This window comes from Microcystis aeruginosa FD4 (assembly GCF_009792235.1).
In the GTDB taxonomy this organism is placed as follows: domain Bacteria; phylum Cyanobacteriota; class Cyanobacteriia; order Cyanobacteriales; family Microcystaceae; genus Microcystis; species Microcystis viridis.
Genome location: NZ_CP046973.1, coordinates 4,537,055 through 4,551,506 on the forward strand (window position 1 = coordinate 4,537,055; position 14,452 = coordinate 4,551,506).

General features: G+C 44.0%; 15 protein-coding genes and 2 pseudogenes. 3 read left to right on the top strand and 14 right to left on the bottom strand.

Features of this window, described 5'->3' with window-relative positions:
• Window positions 1-4: 4 nt before the first annotated feature.
• The 4 genes from gltB to GQR42_RS27995 all read right to left on the bottom strand — a co-directional run bounded on the left by gltB (window position 5) and on the right by GQR42_RS27995 (window position 6,055).
• Window positions 5-4,579, bottom strand: coding sequence for a glutamate synthase large subunit (gltB, locus tag GQR42_RS22595; RefSeq protein WP_158201700.1), 4,575 nt, complete (start codon window positions 4,577-4,579; stop codon window positions 5-7).
• 160 nt (window positions 4,580-4,739) lie between these two features.
• Complete coding sequence (locus GQR42_RS22600) at window positions 4,740-5,021, bottom strand: DUF433 domain-containing protein (protein ID WP_158201701.1); 282 nt, start codon at window positions 5,019-5,021, stop codon at window positions 4,740-4,742.
• A gap of 299 nt (window positions 5,022-5,320) precedes the next feature.
• Window positions 5,321-5,620 (bottom strand): nucleotidyltransferase family protein, encoded by a 300-nt coding sequence (locus tag GQR42_RS22605; protein ID WP_158201702.1) that lies wholly within the window; start codon window positions 5,618-5,620, stop codon window positions 5,321-5,323.
• A 222-nt stretch (window positions 5,621-5,842) separates the two neighbouring features.
• Window positions 5,843-6,055, bottom strand: a complete 213-nt coding sequence (locus GQR42_RS27995; RefSeq protein ID WP_199273375.1) for a hypothetical protein — start codon at window positions 6,053-6,055, stop codon at window positions 5,843-5,845.
• 114 nt (window positions 6,056-6,169) lie between these two features.
• Between GQR42_RS27995 and GQR42_RS22610 the strand changes: the two genes are divergently transcribed.
• Together GQR42_RS22610 and GQR42_RS22615 are read left to right on the top strand one after the other, a co-directional pair.
• Complete coding sequence (locus GQR42_RS22610; protein ID WP_158201703.1) at window positions 6,170-6,391, top strand: hypothetical protein; 222 nt, start codon at window positions 6,170-6,172, stop codon at window positions 6,389-6,391.
• Window positions 6,381-6,788, top strand: coding sequence for a PIN domain-containing protein (locus tag GQR42_RS22615; protein ID WP_158201704.1), 408 nt, complete (start codon window positions 6,381-6,383; stop codon window positions 6,786-6,788). The genes GQR42_RS22610 and GQR42_RS22615 overlap by 11 nt, the downstream gene beginning before the upstream one ends.
• 170 nt (window positions 6,789-6,958) lie before the next feature.
• Here GQR42_RS22615 and GQR42_RS22620 read toward each other — a convergent pair whose 3' ends face one another.
• The 9 genes and pseudogenes from GQR42_RS22620 to GQR42_RS22660 form a co-directional block, all read right to left on the bottom strand.
• Window positions 6,959-7,504 carry a PEP-CTERM sorting domain-containing protein gene (locus tag GQR42_RS22620; protein ID WP_158201705.1) on the bottom strand — a complete coding sequence of 182 codons (546 nt, stop codon included), beginning with the start codon at window positions 7,502-7,504 and terminating at the stop codon, window positions 6,959-6,961.
• A 239-nt stretch (window positions 7,505-7,743) separates the two neighbouring features.
• The gene (locus tag GQR42_RS22625; RefSeq protein ID WP_158201706.1) at window positions 7,744-7,884 is read right to left on the bottom strand and encodes a hypothetical protein; all 141 of its coding nucleotides are present in this window, start codon (window positions 7,882-7,884) and stop codon (window positions 7,744-7,746) included.
• 5 nt (window positions 7,885-7,889) lie between these two features.
• Window positions 7,890-8,726, bottom strand: coding sequence for an Rpn family recombination-promoting nuclease/putative transposase (locus GQR42_RS22630; RefSeq protein ID WP_158201707.1), 837 nt, complete (start codon window positions 8,724-8,726; stop codon window positions 7,890-7,892).
• Window positions 8,727-9,511, bottom strand: a pseudogene (locus GQR42_RS22635) (Rpn family recombination-promoting nuclease/putative transposase).
• Complete coding sequence (locus tag GQR42_RS22640; RefSeq protein ID WP_158201708.1) at window positions 9,512-10,357, bottom strand: Rpn family recombination-promoting nuclease/putative transposase; 846 nt, start codon at window positions 10,355-10,357, stop codon at window positions 9,512-9,514.
• Entirely contained in the window at window positions 10,358-11,155 is a 798-nt protein-coding gene (locus tag GQR42_RS22645; RefSeq protein WP_158201709.1) for an Rpn family recombination-promoting nuclease/putative transposase, read from the bottom strand. It abuts the gene before it with no gap.
• A complete protein-coding gene (locus GQR42_RS22650) occupies window positions 11,156-11,965 on the bottom strand; it encodes an Rpn family recombination-promoting nuclease/putative transposase (protein ID WP_158201710.1) in 810 nt (269 codons plus the stop codon).
• Window positions 11,966-12,157: an aspartate aminotransferase gene (locus tag GQR42_RS22655; protein ID WP_158199643.1), complete on the bottom strand. Its 192-nt coding sequence runs from the start codon at window positions 12,155-12,157 to the stop codon at window positions 11,966-11,968.
• A gap of 22 nt (window positions 12,158-12,179) precedes the next feature.
• Window positions 12,180-12,934, bottom strand: a pseudogene (locus GQR42_RS22660) (Rpn family recombination-promoting nuclease/putative transposase).
• A gap of 191 nt (window positions 12,935-13,125) precedes the next feature.
• Here GQR42_RS22660 and GQR42_RS22665 point away from each other — a divergent pair.
• On the top strand, window positions 13,126-14,205 hold the full coding sequence (locus tag GQR42_RS22665) for a 6-bladed beta-propeller (protein WP_158201711.1): 1,080 nt from the start codon (window positions 13,126-13,128) through the stop codon (window positions 14,203-14,205).
• A 65-nt stretch (window positions 14,206-14,270) separates the two neighbouring features.
• On the opposite strand, the gene GQR42_RS29645 is transcribed toward GQR42_RS22665, so the two are convergent.
• Complete coding sequence (locus GQR42_RS29645) at window positions 14,271-14,393, bottom strand: hypothetical protein (RefSeq protein WP_257792601.1); 123 nt, start codon at window positions 14,391-14,393, stop codon at window positions 14,271-14,273.
• Window positions 14,394-14,452 lie beyond the last annotated feature (59 nt).

Here is a 14,452-nt window from a genome sequence, read left to right on the forward strand (position 1 = left end):
AACCCTAACTACCGCCAATCCTTGCCACATCGCGGGCGTTGGCTTCAAAAGCCGCATCGAGGGCAGAATCGCCAGTTAAACCGGAATCTAACGCCTCTTTAATACACTGCAACATCCGCTTATAATCCTTGGGCATTACTTTAACAAACTTGGGCAACATTTCCGACCAATTTGCTAAAACCAGGGCTGCTTTTTGACTATGGGTGTAATCAGCATGGCGTTGAATTAACTCGCGTAAATCGTCGATTTCTTCCCCTTCTAGCGCCTCTAAAGCTACCATTTGGGTATTGCAACGAGTGGCGAAATCCCCCGACTCATCGAGGACGTAGGCGACACCACCACTCATCCCAGCGGCGAAATTGCGACCAGTGGGCCCTAAAACAACGACTTTACCCCCCGTCATATACTCGCAAGCGTGGTCGCCAACGGCCTCAACTACGGTATTAACCCCAGAATTGCGGACACAGAAACGTTCCCCGGCAACCCCAGAAATATACACCTCACCACTGGTTGCACCGTATAAAGCCACGTTACCGATGATAATATTCTCCTCGGCCGCAAAAGTGGAACCTTTGGGCGGATAAACGATGATTTTGCCACCGCTTAAACCCTTACCCACATAATCATTAGCATCCCCCTCTAACTCCAGTGTCACCCCTTTGGGAACAAAAGCACCGAAACTCTGCCCCGCGCTGCCCTGAAAATGGAGATGTACGGTATCTTCCGGTAAACCCTCCCAGTGACGTTTAGTGATTTCGTTGCCTAAAATCGTCCCCACCACGCGGTTAATATTTTTAATCGGTAGTGTCGCTTTGACTTTTTCGCCTTTTTCAATGGCATCTTTGCATAAATCCAGTAAAACGGTTATATCCAACGACTTATCTAAACCGTGGTCCTGGGGAATCTGACAATAACGTCCTACCTCTGCATCTACCTCCGGTTGATAGAGAATCGGAGTTAGGTCAATTCCTTTCGCTTTCCAATGTTCTACAGCCTGTTTCGGCTCTAATACATCAGTTCGCCCCACCATTTCATTCAAGGTGCGGAATCCCAATTCGGCCATAATTTCCCGCACTTCCTGGGCGATAAATTTCATGAAATTCACCGTATATTCAGGCTCCCCGATGAAATTCTGCCGTAATAACGGATCCTGAGTCGCTACCCCCGCCGGACAGGTATTAAGATGACAAACCCGCATCATAATACAGCCCAACGTCACCAGTGGCGCAGTGGAAAAACCGAATTCTTCGGCCCCCAATAGCGTCGCCACCACCACATCGCGGCCGGTTTTCATCTGGCCATCGGTTTCCACCGCAATGCGACTGCGAAGATTATTTAACACCAATGTTTGATGGGTTTCTGCTAGTCCCAACTCCCAAGGTAAACCCGCGTGTTTAATCGAGGTTTGGGGTGAGGCTCCAGTTCCACCATCGAAACCAGAGATTAAAACCACGTCGGCGTGAGCTTTAGCGACTCCGGCGGCGATTGTGCCAACTCCCACCTCAGAAACCAGTTTTACGCTCACTCTCGCCGCACGATTGGCATTTTTTAGGTCATGAATCAACTCCGCTAGGTCTTCAATCGAGTAGATATCGTGGTGGGGTGGGGGAGAAATTAACCCGACTCCGGGGGTGGAGTGACGGACTTTGGCAATCCAAGGATAGACTTTTTTACCCGGTAATTGACCGCCTTCGCCCGGTTTTGCCCCTTGAGCCATTTTTATCTGCAATTCTCGCGCTTGGGAGAGGTAAAGACTGGTGACACCAAAACGGCCGGAAGCCACCTGTTTAATGGCACTATTTTTCGAGTCTCCCCGTTCATTTGTCCAAGTGTAGCGCTCGGAATCTTCCCCCCCTTCCCCGGTGTTCGACTTGCCACCGATACGATTCATGGCAATAGCGAGGGATTCGTGGGCCTCTTTGGAAATGGAACCGTAACTCATGGCCCCGGTTTTAAAGCGTTTCATAATCGCTTCAATCGGTTCCACTTCTTCGATGGGGATACTTTCCCGGTTTTTAAAGGTTAATAGTCCCCGCAGGGTGAAGAATTTTTGATTTTGTTGGTTGACCAGTTGGGAATACTTCTTAAAGAGGTCGTATTTGCCCAATTTTACCGCTTGTTGCAGGGTATGAATGGTTTCTGGGCTAAAGAGGTGCGCTTCCCCGTCCTTACGCCATTGATATTCACCGCCAATATCGAGGGTATGCACATTAACGTCCCGGTCGGGGAAAGCGTGGCCATGTCTGAGTAGGGATTCTTTGGCAATAATTTCTAAATCGGCCCCTTCAATGCGGGAAGCTGTCCAAGTAAAATAGCGATCGACTACCGATCGATTTAAGCCGATAGCCTCGAATATTTGCGCCCCACGGTAGCTTTGCAGGGTAGAAATGCCAATTTTAGAGGCCACTTTAATTACGCCCTTGGTGGCGGCTTTTATGTAGTTTTTACAGGCGGTCTGGTGGTCAACTCCTACCAATAATCCTTCCTCGATCATACTGCCGAGGGTGGCAAAGGCTAGATAGGGATTAATCGCACCGCAACCATAACCGAGTAAAAGGGCGTAGTGATGCACTTCCCGGGGTTCGCCGGATTCCAGGACAAGACCGACTCTGGTACGGGTTCCCTGCCGGATGAGGTGGTGGTGTAAACCGGCAACGGCCAGCAGTGAGGGAATCGGGGCGTGATTTTTATCGATACCTCGATCGCTTAAAATAATAATGCTCGCGCCCGCTAAAATTGCCTCGTCCACCTCTTGACAAATTGCCTCAATTGTGCTACGCATTCCCTCGACTCCCGAAGTGGGATCGAAGAGAATGGCAATAGTAACGGTTTTAAATTCGCTATTGCCCTGTAAACGCGCTAATTGGGCGTTAGTGAGGATGGGAGAGTTAAGTTTAATCAGGTGACAGCTTTCCGGCTGCGGATCCAAGAGATTTCTTTCCGCACCGATAGTGGTGATGGGAGAGGTGATAATTTCCTCGCGAATCGAGTCAATCGGGGGGTTAGTGACTTGAGCGAATAACTGCTGAAAGTAATCATAAAGCAGTTTTGGCCGATCGGACAAGACGGCTAGGGGTGTATCGGAACCCATGGAACCCACTGCTTCCACTCCATCCCGGCCCATGGGGGCTAATAAAAGACGTAATTCCTCAAAAGTGTAACCGAAAGCGGTTTGCTGTTGAATTAGGGAAACAGGAGTTTCAGGTGGGGCAGTTTCCACCGCCGGTAAATCGTCTAAATTGACTAAATTTTCGTTTAACCACTGGCGATAGGGATGAGCTTTGGCAATACCTTCTTTTATCTCCTCATCGGCCACGATACGACCTTCTTTCATATCCACAAGGAACATCCGGCCGGGTTGCAGACGACCTTTAAAAGCGACGCGTTCCGGTTCAATCGGTAAAACTCCCGCTTCCGATGCCATAATTACTAGGTCATCTTTGGTGACGTAGTAACGGGAAGGACGTAAACCATTGCGGTCTAACACTGCTCCCATCATCGTACCATCGGTAAAAGCGATCGAGGCCGGACCATCCCAGGGTTCCATCAAACAGGAATGGTATTCATAAAAAGCTTTTTTCTCATCACTCATCGATTCGTGGGCTGCCCAGGGTTCAGGAATCATCATCATGACAGCGTGAGGAAGAGAACGTCCCGATAAAACCATTAATTCTAGGGCATTATCAAAAATTAAGGAGTCACTACCCTCGATATTAATAACCGGCTGGATTTTTTTGATGTCTTCCCCGAACAAGGGTGAGGCAAACATCGACTGACGGGCGTGCATCCAGTTAATATTACCTCGCAGGGTATTAATTTCGCCATTATGGGCAATATAACGGTAAGGGTGGGCGCGTTCCCAACTGGGGAAGGTATTGGTACTAAAACGAGAATGGACTAATCCTAAAGCGCTTTCAAAGTCGGGGTCGTGTAAATCGGGAAAATAGTCCCCCACCTGTACCGGCATTAATTGCCCTTTATAGACAATGGTACGACTAGAAATACTGCAAGGATACCAGTAACGATTAAAGGATTGACGACTGAGGTGGGAACGTTTGCGAATAACGTATAATTTGCGTTCAAAGGCCAGATCATCGCTTAAATTAGCATTGCGTTCGATGAAAACCTGTTCGATAAAAGGTTCGGTAGATCTGGCCGAATTGCCCAAACTGGAGTTATCCGTGGGAACATCACGCCAACCGAGAACTTTTAACCCCTCTTCGGCGGCGATTTTCTCGAATTCCTGGCGACTTTTCTGGCGAATTTCGGCATCAGGGGCAGTGTAGAGCATTCCTACCCCGTATTGTCCCGCTGCTGGTAAGGTAAAACCTAGATTACTGGTCACTTTCCGGAAAAATAGGTCAGGGATTTGACACAAAATACCCGCTCCATCTCCGGTATTTTTTTCCGCACCGCACGCGCCACGGTGATCGAGGTTTAGTAAAATTGTTAAGGCCTGTTCAACAATATCGTGGGACTTTTTACCCGTTTTATGAACGATAAAACCGACACCACAAGCATCATGTTCGAATCGGGGATCGTATAGTCCTTGTTTCCGTGGAGTTTGATTGTTATTCATCTTGTCTAATAGCCTAGCAGTCTGGAAGGGAAGGGCCTAGAGGGTGAGCCAGAGTAGCGATTCTAGGTATATCAATTCTGTATCCAGACTCGACCTTCGGTCTTATATCTTAAGGAAATGTTTCGATGTGACCAGGGTTCCTTGATGCCGAAGAGATTATTCACGAATTTTTTAGCAGCGGATCGATTAAGTCGTCGGGAACGCGGTTATGCTCGATATAAGCGTTAATTTCCTCTAGATGGTCGCTGTAATAGGTCAACGCAATGAAAATCTGACTTAACGTCAGATGGGGCATTCCTAGGGGAATTTCTTCGGGAGCGACCCCCATACGCCAAGTTTCGACGATGGCGCGGACGGGTGTACGCGTTCCTTTGATAATTGGTTCCCCGTGTAAAATCTCGTCGTCTCGAACGATGTAGAGATATTCGGTCGCTTGAACCATCGCGGTTTTCTGGAGTGGCTATCGTTTAGTTTATCGTATCGATCGAACTCCTGACTATTCCCAATAAATATCGGTTCGGTTACTTCAGCCACCCGCTCTCACTTGCGGCGATTGTTTCGCTCTCTCTCTCCATTTTTTAGAATTTTCTGTAATTACCTCGCCCATTGATCGGGCTTTTTCCGCCGCATCCCGCGCCATTTCCAGAATTTACCCTAGTTCCCGTTCATTTAGTCCTGTTTCTTTCTCTTCCATCACCGTAAACCCTCCAAGCGATTTTTAACTCGAATAGAAGCGATCGATCACACATAGATAGCCTCTCGATCGATCCGCGCCTTGAGGTAAGGATTCAGGGAATCCCGATAGCGGATCACGTCCACTTCCCGTCCGAATAGTTTCTCTAGTTCGGCTTTCAGTCTGACTCTTTTAAGCAGATCGGGGGGCATATATACCACTATATCTATATCGCTCGTCGGTCGGTTTTCCTCCCTGGCTACCGAGCCGAAAATACCGATTCGATCGAGCGCATATCTTTCCTCCAGTTCGGGTTTCAGGGTTCGTAAACGTTCCAATATCTCGTTGGCAGTGATTTTATCTACCATCCAATTTATAGCCTACTGATTTAGCGATCAACAATCTTCAGTTTAGCGCGATCGGCAACAGAAGCCACTAGGGTAGTCGAAGGAAAGTCTTCCCATAGCTACTTAGTAATTGTGTTCGCATTAACTATACGGAAATTATTAGAAGTAGTAACGGTATCATTATCAGCCTATTGTGTCAATCCTTGAAATATTTGTATTATTTATATCCTGTCGCTCTTTCAATTACCTGATTCGAGGTTCGGGATCGCTCCTATAATCGAAGAAATACTCGATCGCTATCTCGATCCCCTTCGATTGATTCTTTCTGCTCTCTCCCGCCATTTTTTTGAATTTTCCGTAATTACCTCGCCCATTGATCGGGCTTTTTCCGCCGCATCCCGTGCCATTTCCAGAATTTCCTTCCCGTTCATTTAGTCCTGTTTCTTTTTCGTCCATCACCTTAAGTCCTCCAAGCGATTTTTAACCTTATTCTAGTTTCTAAAATACGTCCGAGCTATGATCGCTTAACTCTAGAGCTAAAGTAGAGATAGGGTTTAATTGGAGCCATGTATGGAAGCGATCGAATTTAGGACGGTTATTTATAACGGTCAAGTGAGCGTTCCCCCCCGATATTCTTCTCGATGGGAAGGTAAGATGATGCGAGTGATTGTTTTGGATGACTCGGAAATCGTCCCCGAACCGAGCCAGAAAACTGAAAAAACGATGTTCGAGGCGATTTCTTTAAATACACGGGTATTTACATTCGATCGGGACGAGGCTAATGCCCGATAAAGTTTTTATCGATACTAATGTCTTAATTTACGGGTATTCTGAGGATGAGCCAGATAAACGACAGCAAGCGATTGATTGTGTTCGATCAGGTGAGGCTTGGATTAGCACACAGGTTTTAAATGAAACGATAAATGTATTAAAACGGAAATTTTCTCTAAGCTATTCGCAAATTCGAGAAGCTGTACAAGAGCTTTCCGAGGGATTCCCAATCGTCCTCGTTTCTGTTAATACGATAGAGATGGCATTGAATCTAGCGGAACGTTATCAATATAGTTACTTTGATAGTTTAATACTGGCCAGCGCTCTGGAAGCGGGCTGTCAAATTCTCTACAGTGAAGATTTACAAGATGGTCAGCGAATCGAGAATCAATTGACGATCATTAATCCCTTTAGTTAAGTAGGTAGGTGTTAAAAGTTGTCAGACACCCCCCTTGATAAGTAGGGTTGATTCATGAATCAACCCTACTATGAATCAACCCTACTATGAATTAACCCTACTATGAATCAACCCTACTATGAATCAACCCTACCTTGATAAGGAGGGCAGGGGGGATCAGTCGGTCAAAATTACTTTTCTAGTTTCTGGCGTTTGCACAATAAACCCACCCCGGCAACAGAGAGTAAACCCAGAACCGTCGCTGGTTCGGGAACGGTGGTCAGGGAATAATTGGCGAGGATGAAGGGTTCAAAAGTTAATTGACCGTAGGCGGGACCGGAATTTAAAAAGGCAACCGGAGCTATAACGCCAGGGGGTAAAAAGCCGAATCCATCACCACAAACCGTGTTGTCACAAGCGGCAAAATCCAGTCCCGATCCGTCTAAGGATAGCACCGCCTGACCCGTCGGTACACCAGCAGCCAAAATGCTATCGAGAAAAGAACCTATCAAGGGAAGAGCAGGAGCGGGAGAGCCGTTAAAGGTGGGATTACTGATAGAACTGACGAACACCGTGTTGTTATCCGGTTGCAGGGTTCCGTCCACCGTTGCGGTAATTGTTCCGGCGCTGGAGGTGTAGGACAAGTTAAAAGTTGCGGCACTGGCAACTGGTGCAAGGGTGGCGGTGGCTACCGTGGCGAGGGCGACGGAATAGCAAAAGGAACTTTTGAGTGGCATAGAAGACATTGTTTAGCTAAATTACCCCGAATTTTAATTTTACCCCCCCCCCGATTTTGTCAAGGTTGTCTCTATTTATATTTCTTATGCTTTATCTAGCTATTGATTACTCGATTGGGGATTCGGGGCGATGCGCTTTTCTGGGGTGCGGGGGGTTATGTATCATCAAAGAAATACTCTAGCCGCCGATCGCTCTTTTCATTGGCCAAAGACAAACAAAATAACTAGCATTAAAATAGTTATAGTCTCCGTTTCGGTGTTCCCGTTATCCCAGTTCCCCTGATAGGATTTAATCGCTCCCTTGACTCTAGAGCTAAAGTAGAGATAGGGTTTAATTGGAGCCATGTATGGAAGCGATCGAATTTAGGACGGTTATTCATAACGGTCAAGAATTTAACCATTGGCGCAAATCTTCCAAATCCGAAAATTCCAATAAAGCAAGAGCTAAATTATCCAATTGATTAGGATTTAACTGTTTAATTTTTTGTTCTATCTTTAAAGGAATAGAACCTAGTTTTAAATTTAGCTGACGCAAAATTAGGCTTTTTTTAGCGGATAATTCTCCTTCCTCTCTACCTTCCTCTAAAGCTTCTTGATAGACTTTAGTTTCTCTTAAATCACTTAAACTAAACATAGCTTCTATCTCCTTACGATTCATTTTCGGCAATTTATAAATGAGAATTGTCTCAATTAATTCTAGAATGTCCCGTCTTTTTAAAGACTCCTGGAATTGTTGTCTAACTTGTTGAATCAGTTCTTTTCCTTGTGCTAAGGTGTTTGGTTCCGATTCGACAATTAATTGTAACACTTTTACCCCTAGAGAATCCCCCTCATCTAACTGATTCAGATAATAACAGTTAACCCGACCTGACGCAAAGAATTCTTGATAACGAGATTTGGGACTGTTTTCAATTTCTGGATAAGGGTAAATAATCACCCCTTGCCAATTGTTATTACTCTCACTCTGATGAAAATAGAGAAATATTTCACTAAAAAAGCGCGAGTAAAACCGTTCATCTTTTTGAAATTGTACCTCAACAAAGTAAATCGGTTCATTCAGGTTATCGGGAAGAAAGACCCCATCTAAACGAAAAGCTAGTTGTTTAACTTCTAGGGAGGAAAATTGATAATGATTGACGGTTTCGGGGGGAAGATTCAGCAAATCAAAGAAACTTTCAGGAAAAGTCTGAAAGAGACGATAGAAAATACTGTCCGTTTTCACTCAATTTTGTCCCTCAATGACTTCTTGTACTTGTTCAATTTCTAAGTCTAAAGCTTGGGCAATTTGTTCTACACTTAGTCCTAAGACCGATAAACGGGGAATAGAGTTTAATTTAGCGGATAATTCTCCTTCTTCTCTACCTTCCTCTAAAGCTTCTTGATAGACTTTAGTTTCTCTTAAATCACTTAAACTAAACATGGCTTCTATCTCCTTACGGTTTAATTTTGGCAATTTATAAATGAGAATTGTCTCGATTAATTCTAGAATGTCCCGTCTTTTTAAAGACTCCTGGAATTGTTGTCTAACCTGTTGAATCAGTTCTTTTCCTTGGTTTAAGGCGTTTGCTTCCGATTCGACAATTAATTGTAACACTTTTACCCCCAGAGAATCCCCCTCATCTAACTGATTCAGATAATAACAGTTAACCCGGCCTGACTGAAAGAATTCTTGATAACGAGATTTGGGACTGTTTTCAATTTCTGGATGAGGATAAATTATCACCCCTTGCCAATTGTTATTACTCTCACTCTGATGAAAATAGAGAAATATTTCACTAAAAAAGCGCGAGTAAAACCGTTCATCTTTTTGAAATTGTACCTCGACAAAGTAAATCGGGTCATTCAGGTTATCGGGAAGAAAGACCCCATCTAAACGAAAAGCTAGTTGTTTAACTTCTAGGGAGGAAAATTGATAATGATTGACGGTTTCGGGGGAAGATTGAGCAAATCAAAGAAACTTTCAGGAAAAGTCTGAAAGAGACGATAGAAAATACTGTCCGTTTTCACTCAATTTTGTCCCTCAATGACTTGTTGTACTTGTTCAATTTCTAAGTCTAAAGCTTGGGCAATTTGTTCTACACTTAGTCCTAAGACCGATAAACGGGGAATGGAGTTTAATTTAGCGGATAATTCTCCCTCTTGTCGGCCTCGTTCAATACCTCGTTCAATACCTCGTTCAATACCTCGTTCAATACCTTGTTCAATACCTTCCTCTAAAGCTTCTTGATAGACTTTAGTTTCTCTTAAATCACTTAAACTAAACATAGCTTCTATCTCCTTACGATTCATTTTCGGCAATTTATAAATGAGAATTGTCTCAATTAATTCTAGAATGTCCCGTCTTTTTAAAGACTCCTGGAATTGTTGTCTAACTTGTTGAATCAGTTCTTTTCCTTGTGCTAAGGTGTTTGGTTCCGATTCGACAATTAATTGTAACACTTTTACCCCTAGAGAATCCCCCTCATCTAACTGATTCAGATAATAACAGTTAACCCGACCTGACGCAAAGAATTCTTGATAACGAGATTTGGGACTGTTTTCAATTTCTGGATAAGGGTAAATAATCACCCCTTGCCAATTGTTATTACTCTCACTCTGATGAAAATAGAGAAATATTTCACTAAAAAAGCGCGAGTAAAACCGTTCATCTTTTTGAAATTGTACCTCAACAAAGTAAATCGGTTCATTCAGGTTATCGGGAAGAAAGACCCCATCTAAACGAAAAGCGAGTTGTTTAACTTCTAGGGAGGAAAATTGATAATGATTGACGGTTTCCGGGGGAAGATTCAGCAAATCAAAGAAACTTTCCGGAAAAGTCTGAAAGAGACGATAGAAAATACTGTCCGTTTTCACTCAATTTTGTCCCTCAATGACTTGTTGTACTTGTTCAATTTCTAAGTCTAAAGCTTGGGCAATTTGTTCTACACTTAGTCCTAAGACCGATAAACGGGGAATGGAGTTTAATTTAGCGGATAATTCTCCTTCTTCTCTACCTTCCTCTCTACCTTCCTCTAAAGCTTCTTGATAGACTTTAGTTTCTCTTAAATCACTTAAACTAAACATAGCTTCTATCTCCTTACGATTCATTTTCGGCAATTTATAAATGAGAATTGTCTCGATTAATTCTAGAATGTCCCGTCTTTTTAAAGACTCCTGGAATTGTTGTCTAACCTGTTGAATCAGTTCTTTTCCTTGTGCTAAGGTGTTTGGTTCCGATTCGACAATTAATTGTAACACTTTTACCCCCAGAGAATCCCCCTCATCTAACTGATTCAGATAATAACAGTTAACCCGACCTGACGCAAAGAATTCTTGATAACGAGATTTGGGACTGTTTTCAATTTCTGGATAAGGATAAATGATTACCCCTTGCCAATTGTTATTACTCTCACTCTGATGAAAATAGAGAAATATTTCACTAAAAAAGCGCGAGTAAAACCGTTCATCTTTTTGAAATTGTACCTCGACAAAGTAAATCGGGTCATTCAGGTTATCGGGAAGAAAGACCCCATCTAAACGAAAAGCTAGTTGTTTAACTTCTAGGGAGGAAAATTGATAATGATTGACGGTTTCGGGGGGAAGATTCAGCAAATCAAAGAAACTTTCAGGAAAAGTCTGAAAGAGACGATAGAAAATACTGTCCGTTTTCACTCAATTTTGTCCCTCAATGACTTCTTGTACTTGTTCAATTTCTAAGTCTAAAGCTTGGGCAATTTGTTCTACACTTAGTCCTAAGACCGATAAACGGGGAATAGAGTTTAATTTAGCGGATAATTCTCCTTCTTCTCTACCTTCCTCTCTACCTTCCTCTCTACCTTCCTCTAAAGCTTCTTGATAGACTTTAGTTTCTCTTAAATCACTTAAACTAAACATAGCTTCTATCTCCTGACGATTCATTTTCGGCAATTTATAAATGAGAATTGTCTCGATTAATTCTAGAATGTCCCGTCTTTTTAAAGACTCCTGGAATTGTTGTCTAACCTGTTGAATCAGTTCTTTTCCTTGTGCTAAGGTGTTTGGTTCCGATTCGACAATTAATTGTAACACTTTTACCCCCAGAGAATCCCCCTCATCTAACTGATTCAGATAATAACAGTTAACCCGACCTGACGCAAAGAATTCTTGATAACGAGATTTGGGACTGTTTTCAATTTCTGGATAAGGATAAATGATTACCCCTTGCCAATTGTTATTACTCTCACTCTGATGAAAATAGAGAAATATTTCACTAAAAAAGCGCGAGTAAAACCGTTCATCTTTTTGAAATTGTACCTCGACAAAGTAAATCGGGTCATTCAGGTTATCGGGAAGAAAGACCCCATCTAAACGAAAAGCTAGTTGTTTAACTTCTAGGGAGGAAAATTGATAATGATTGACGGTTTCTGGGGGAAGATTTAGCAAATCAAAGAAACTTTCAGGAAAAGTCTGAAAGAGACGATAGAAAATACTGTCCGTTTTCACTCAATTTTGTCCCTCAATGACTTGTTGTACTTGTTCAATTTCTAAGTCTAAAGCTTGGGCAATTTGTTCTACACTTAGTCCTAAGACCGATAAACGGGGAATGGAGTTTAATTTAGCGGATAATTCCCCTTGCTCTCTGCCTTCCTCTCTGCCTTCCTCTAAAATATCTTGATAGATGACGGATTCTCTCATAATGTCACTCCGAAGGATTTTTTTAATCGTCTCTCGATTGTAATTCCTCGATCGCGTCGGGGGATAAATCGGTAAATCGGGCGATTTCTGGGATAGAAAAACCAGCAGATAGCATTTTTAGGGCAATTTGTCGAGCTTTTTCTTCTTTACCTTCTTGCAATCCTTTTTGTAGTCCTTTTTCCTCGCCTTCCTCTAAAATATCTTGATAGATGACGGATTCTCTCATAATGTCACTCCGAAGAATTTTTTTAATCGTCTCTCGATTTAATACTAACCCGGCGAGAATACTGGTGGCGGCAGCGAGATTGCTTTGTACCTGTTTTTGGGAGATAGTTTCTAGAGAACGGGACAGAGGACAGCAAAGGGTAATAAACTGGGATGATGGAAAAATTGTGGTGTCTTTTCTTCCCAAAGACGGATGACTTGGAAGGAATGAAAGGTTTCCCCCAGACGGAAGGTATTTTCTTTCACTAGGGGAGAATCACTGCGTCGCAGATAAATTACCACTTGACGCATTTGTTTTTGGGGATGACGACGATAGACGCGAATGCGATAATCAAGCATTCGGAAAGGAATCTGGGAGTTAGGGTCGGTTTGAAATTCGGTATGGAGAATTAATTGCTCTGACTGCAACAAAATCAGAGAATCAGCGCGAATGGGGTCTAATTGTAATTCCGTCGGGTCAAGGACGGTTAAGGAGAGGGGAGAACCTAATAACCAAGTGGCTAAATCATCGGAGAAGTTTTCGGCAATAAATTTACAAATATTATCAAACATCTTCAGAGATTACTTTCCGTTTCTCCTAGGATACCCTCGATCGCTGGTGTTCACATCCTCCGTAACTATTGCCGAAGAGAATCGTAGCGCAGAATACATTATCGGCAAATTTATCACATCTTAACCAGAAATTTCTTGACAATTACTAGAGGAAGGGGTAGCTTACAATGAGTTAAATTGTATGAAGTTTTATGTCATTAGCCAAACTTATCAATCATGGGGGGGGGGAGAAGCAGAGCTTATCAAAGGCTCTGCTGAAATCCTTTTCTTTAGTCACGGCCACTGCGATCGGATGTATTAGTATCGCCACCAGTGCCACTGCAGCCACAGCCACTTTTTCCTTCGCTTTCGGTAGCAACGGTACGGGGAACGGTCAGTTCGCTAACCCCAGAGGTATCGCCGTCGGTAGCGGTGGTAATATCTATGTGGCTGATGCTGGCAACAGTCGCGTACAGATATTCAACTCCAGTGGTGTCTTCCAGTCCACTTTCGGTAGCAACGGTACGGGGGACGGTCAGTTCGCTAGCCCCCTCGGTATCGCCGTCGGTAGCGGTGGTAATATCTATGTGGCTGATACGTTCAACAGTCGCGTACAGGTATTCAACCCTAGTGGTGTCTTCCAGTCCGCTTTCGGTAGCTTCGGTACGGGGAACGGTCAGTTCAGCTCCCCCTTCGGTATCGCCGTCGGTAGCGGTGGTAATATCTATGTGGCTGATACGTTCAACAGTCGCGTACAGGTATTCAACTCCAGTGGTGTCTTCCAGTCCGCTTTCGGTAGCAACGGTACGGGGAACGGTCAGTTCAGGTTCCCCAACGGTATCGCTGTCGATGGCGGTGGTAATATCTATGTAACTGATACTAACAACAATCGCGTACAGATATTCAACTCCAGTGGTGTCTTCCAGTCCACTTTCGGTAGCAACGGTTTGGGGGACGGTGAGTTCTTTAGCCCCGTCGGTATTGCCGTCGATGGCGGTGGTAATATCTATGTGGCTGATGCTGGCAACGATCGGGTACAGGTATTCAACTCCAGTGGTGTCTTCCAGTCCACTTTCGGTAGCTTCGGTTTGGGGGACGGTCAGTTCGCTAGCCCCGTCGGTATTGCCGTCGATGGCGGTGGTAATATCTATGTGGCTGATACGAACAACGGTCGCGTACAGGTATTCAGCCAAAGTCAGCCGCCGGTGTCCACTCCCGAACCTTCTGGTATTATCGGATTAGGGGTACTAGGGGGTGGTTTAGTGGTGCGTCGCCTCGCTAAACGTCGTTAATCGCGCTTGGGGTGGGGAGATGGTCGGAAATTTACCTAATTCCCCACCCTTTGCGGTTAAAAGCTTTAATTGTGCTGCTGTCTTTGTAATTCCTTGATAGTTGCGGGGGATAAATCGGTAAATCGGGCGATTGCGATCGCAACTGGTGCGAGGGTGAGGGGTTGGTCAAGGGATTGTTTAAGGGGCATATTCTGAATTGAATTTGCTGACAATACCTGTCATTTTGTCAAGGATTTTGTTATTTATA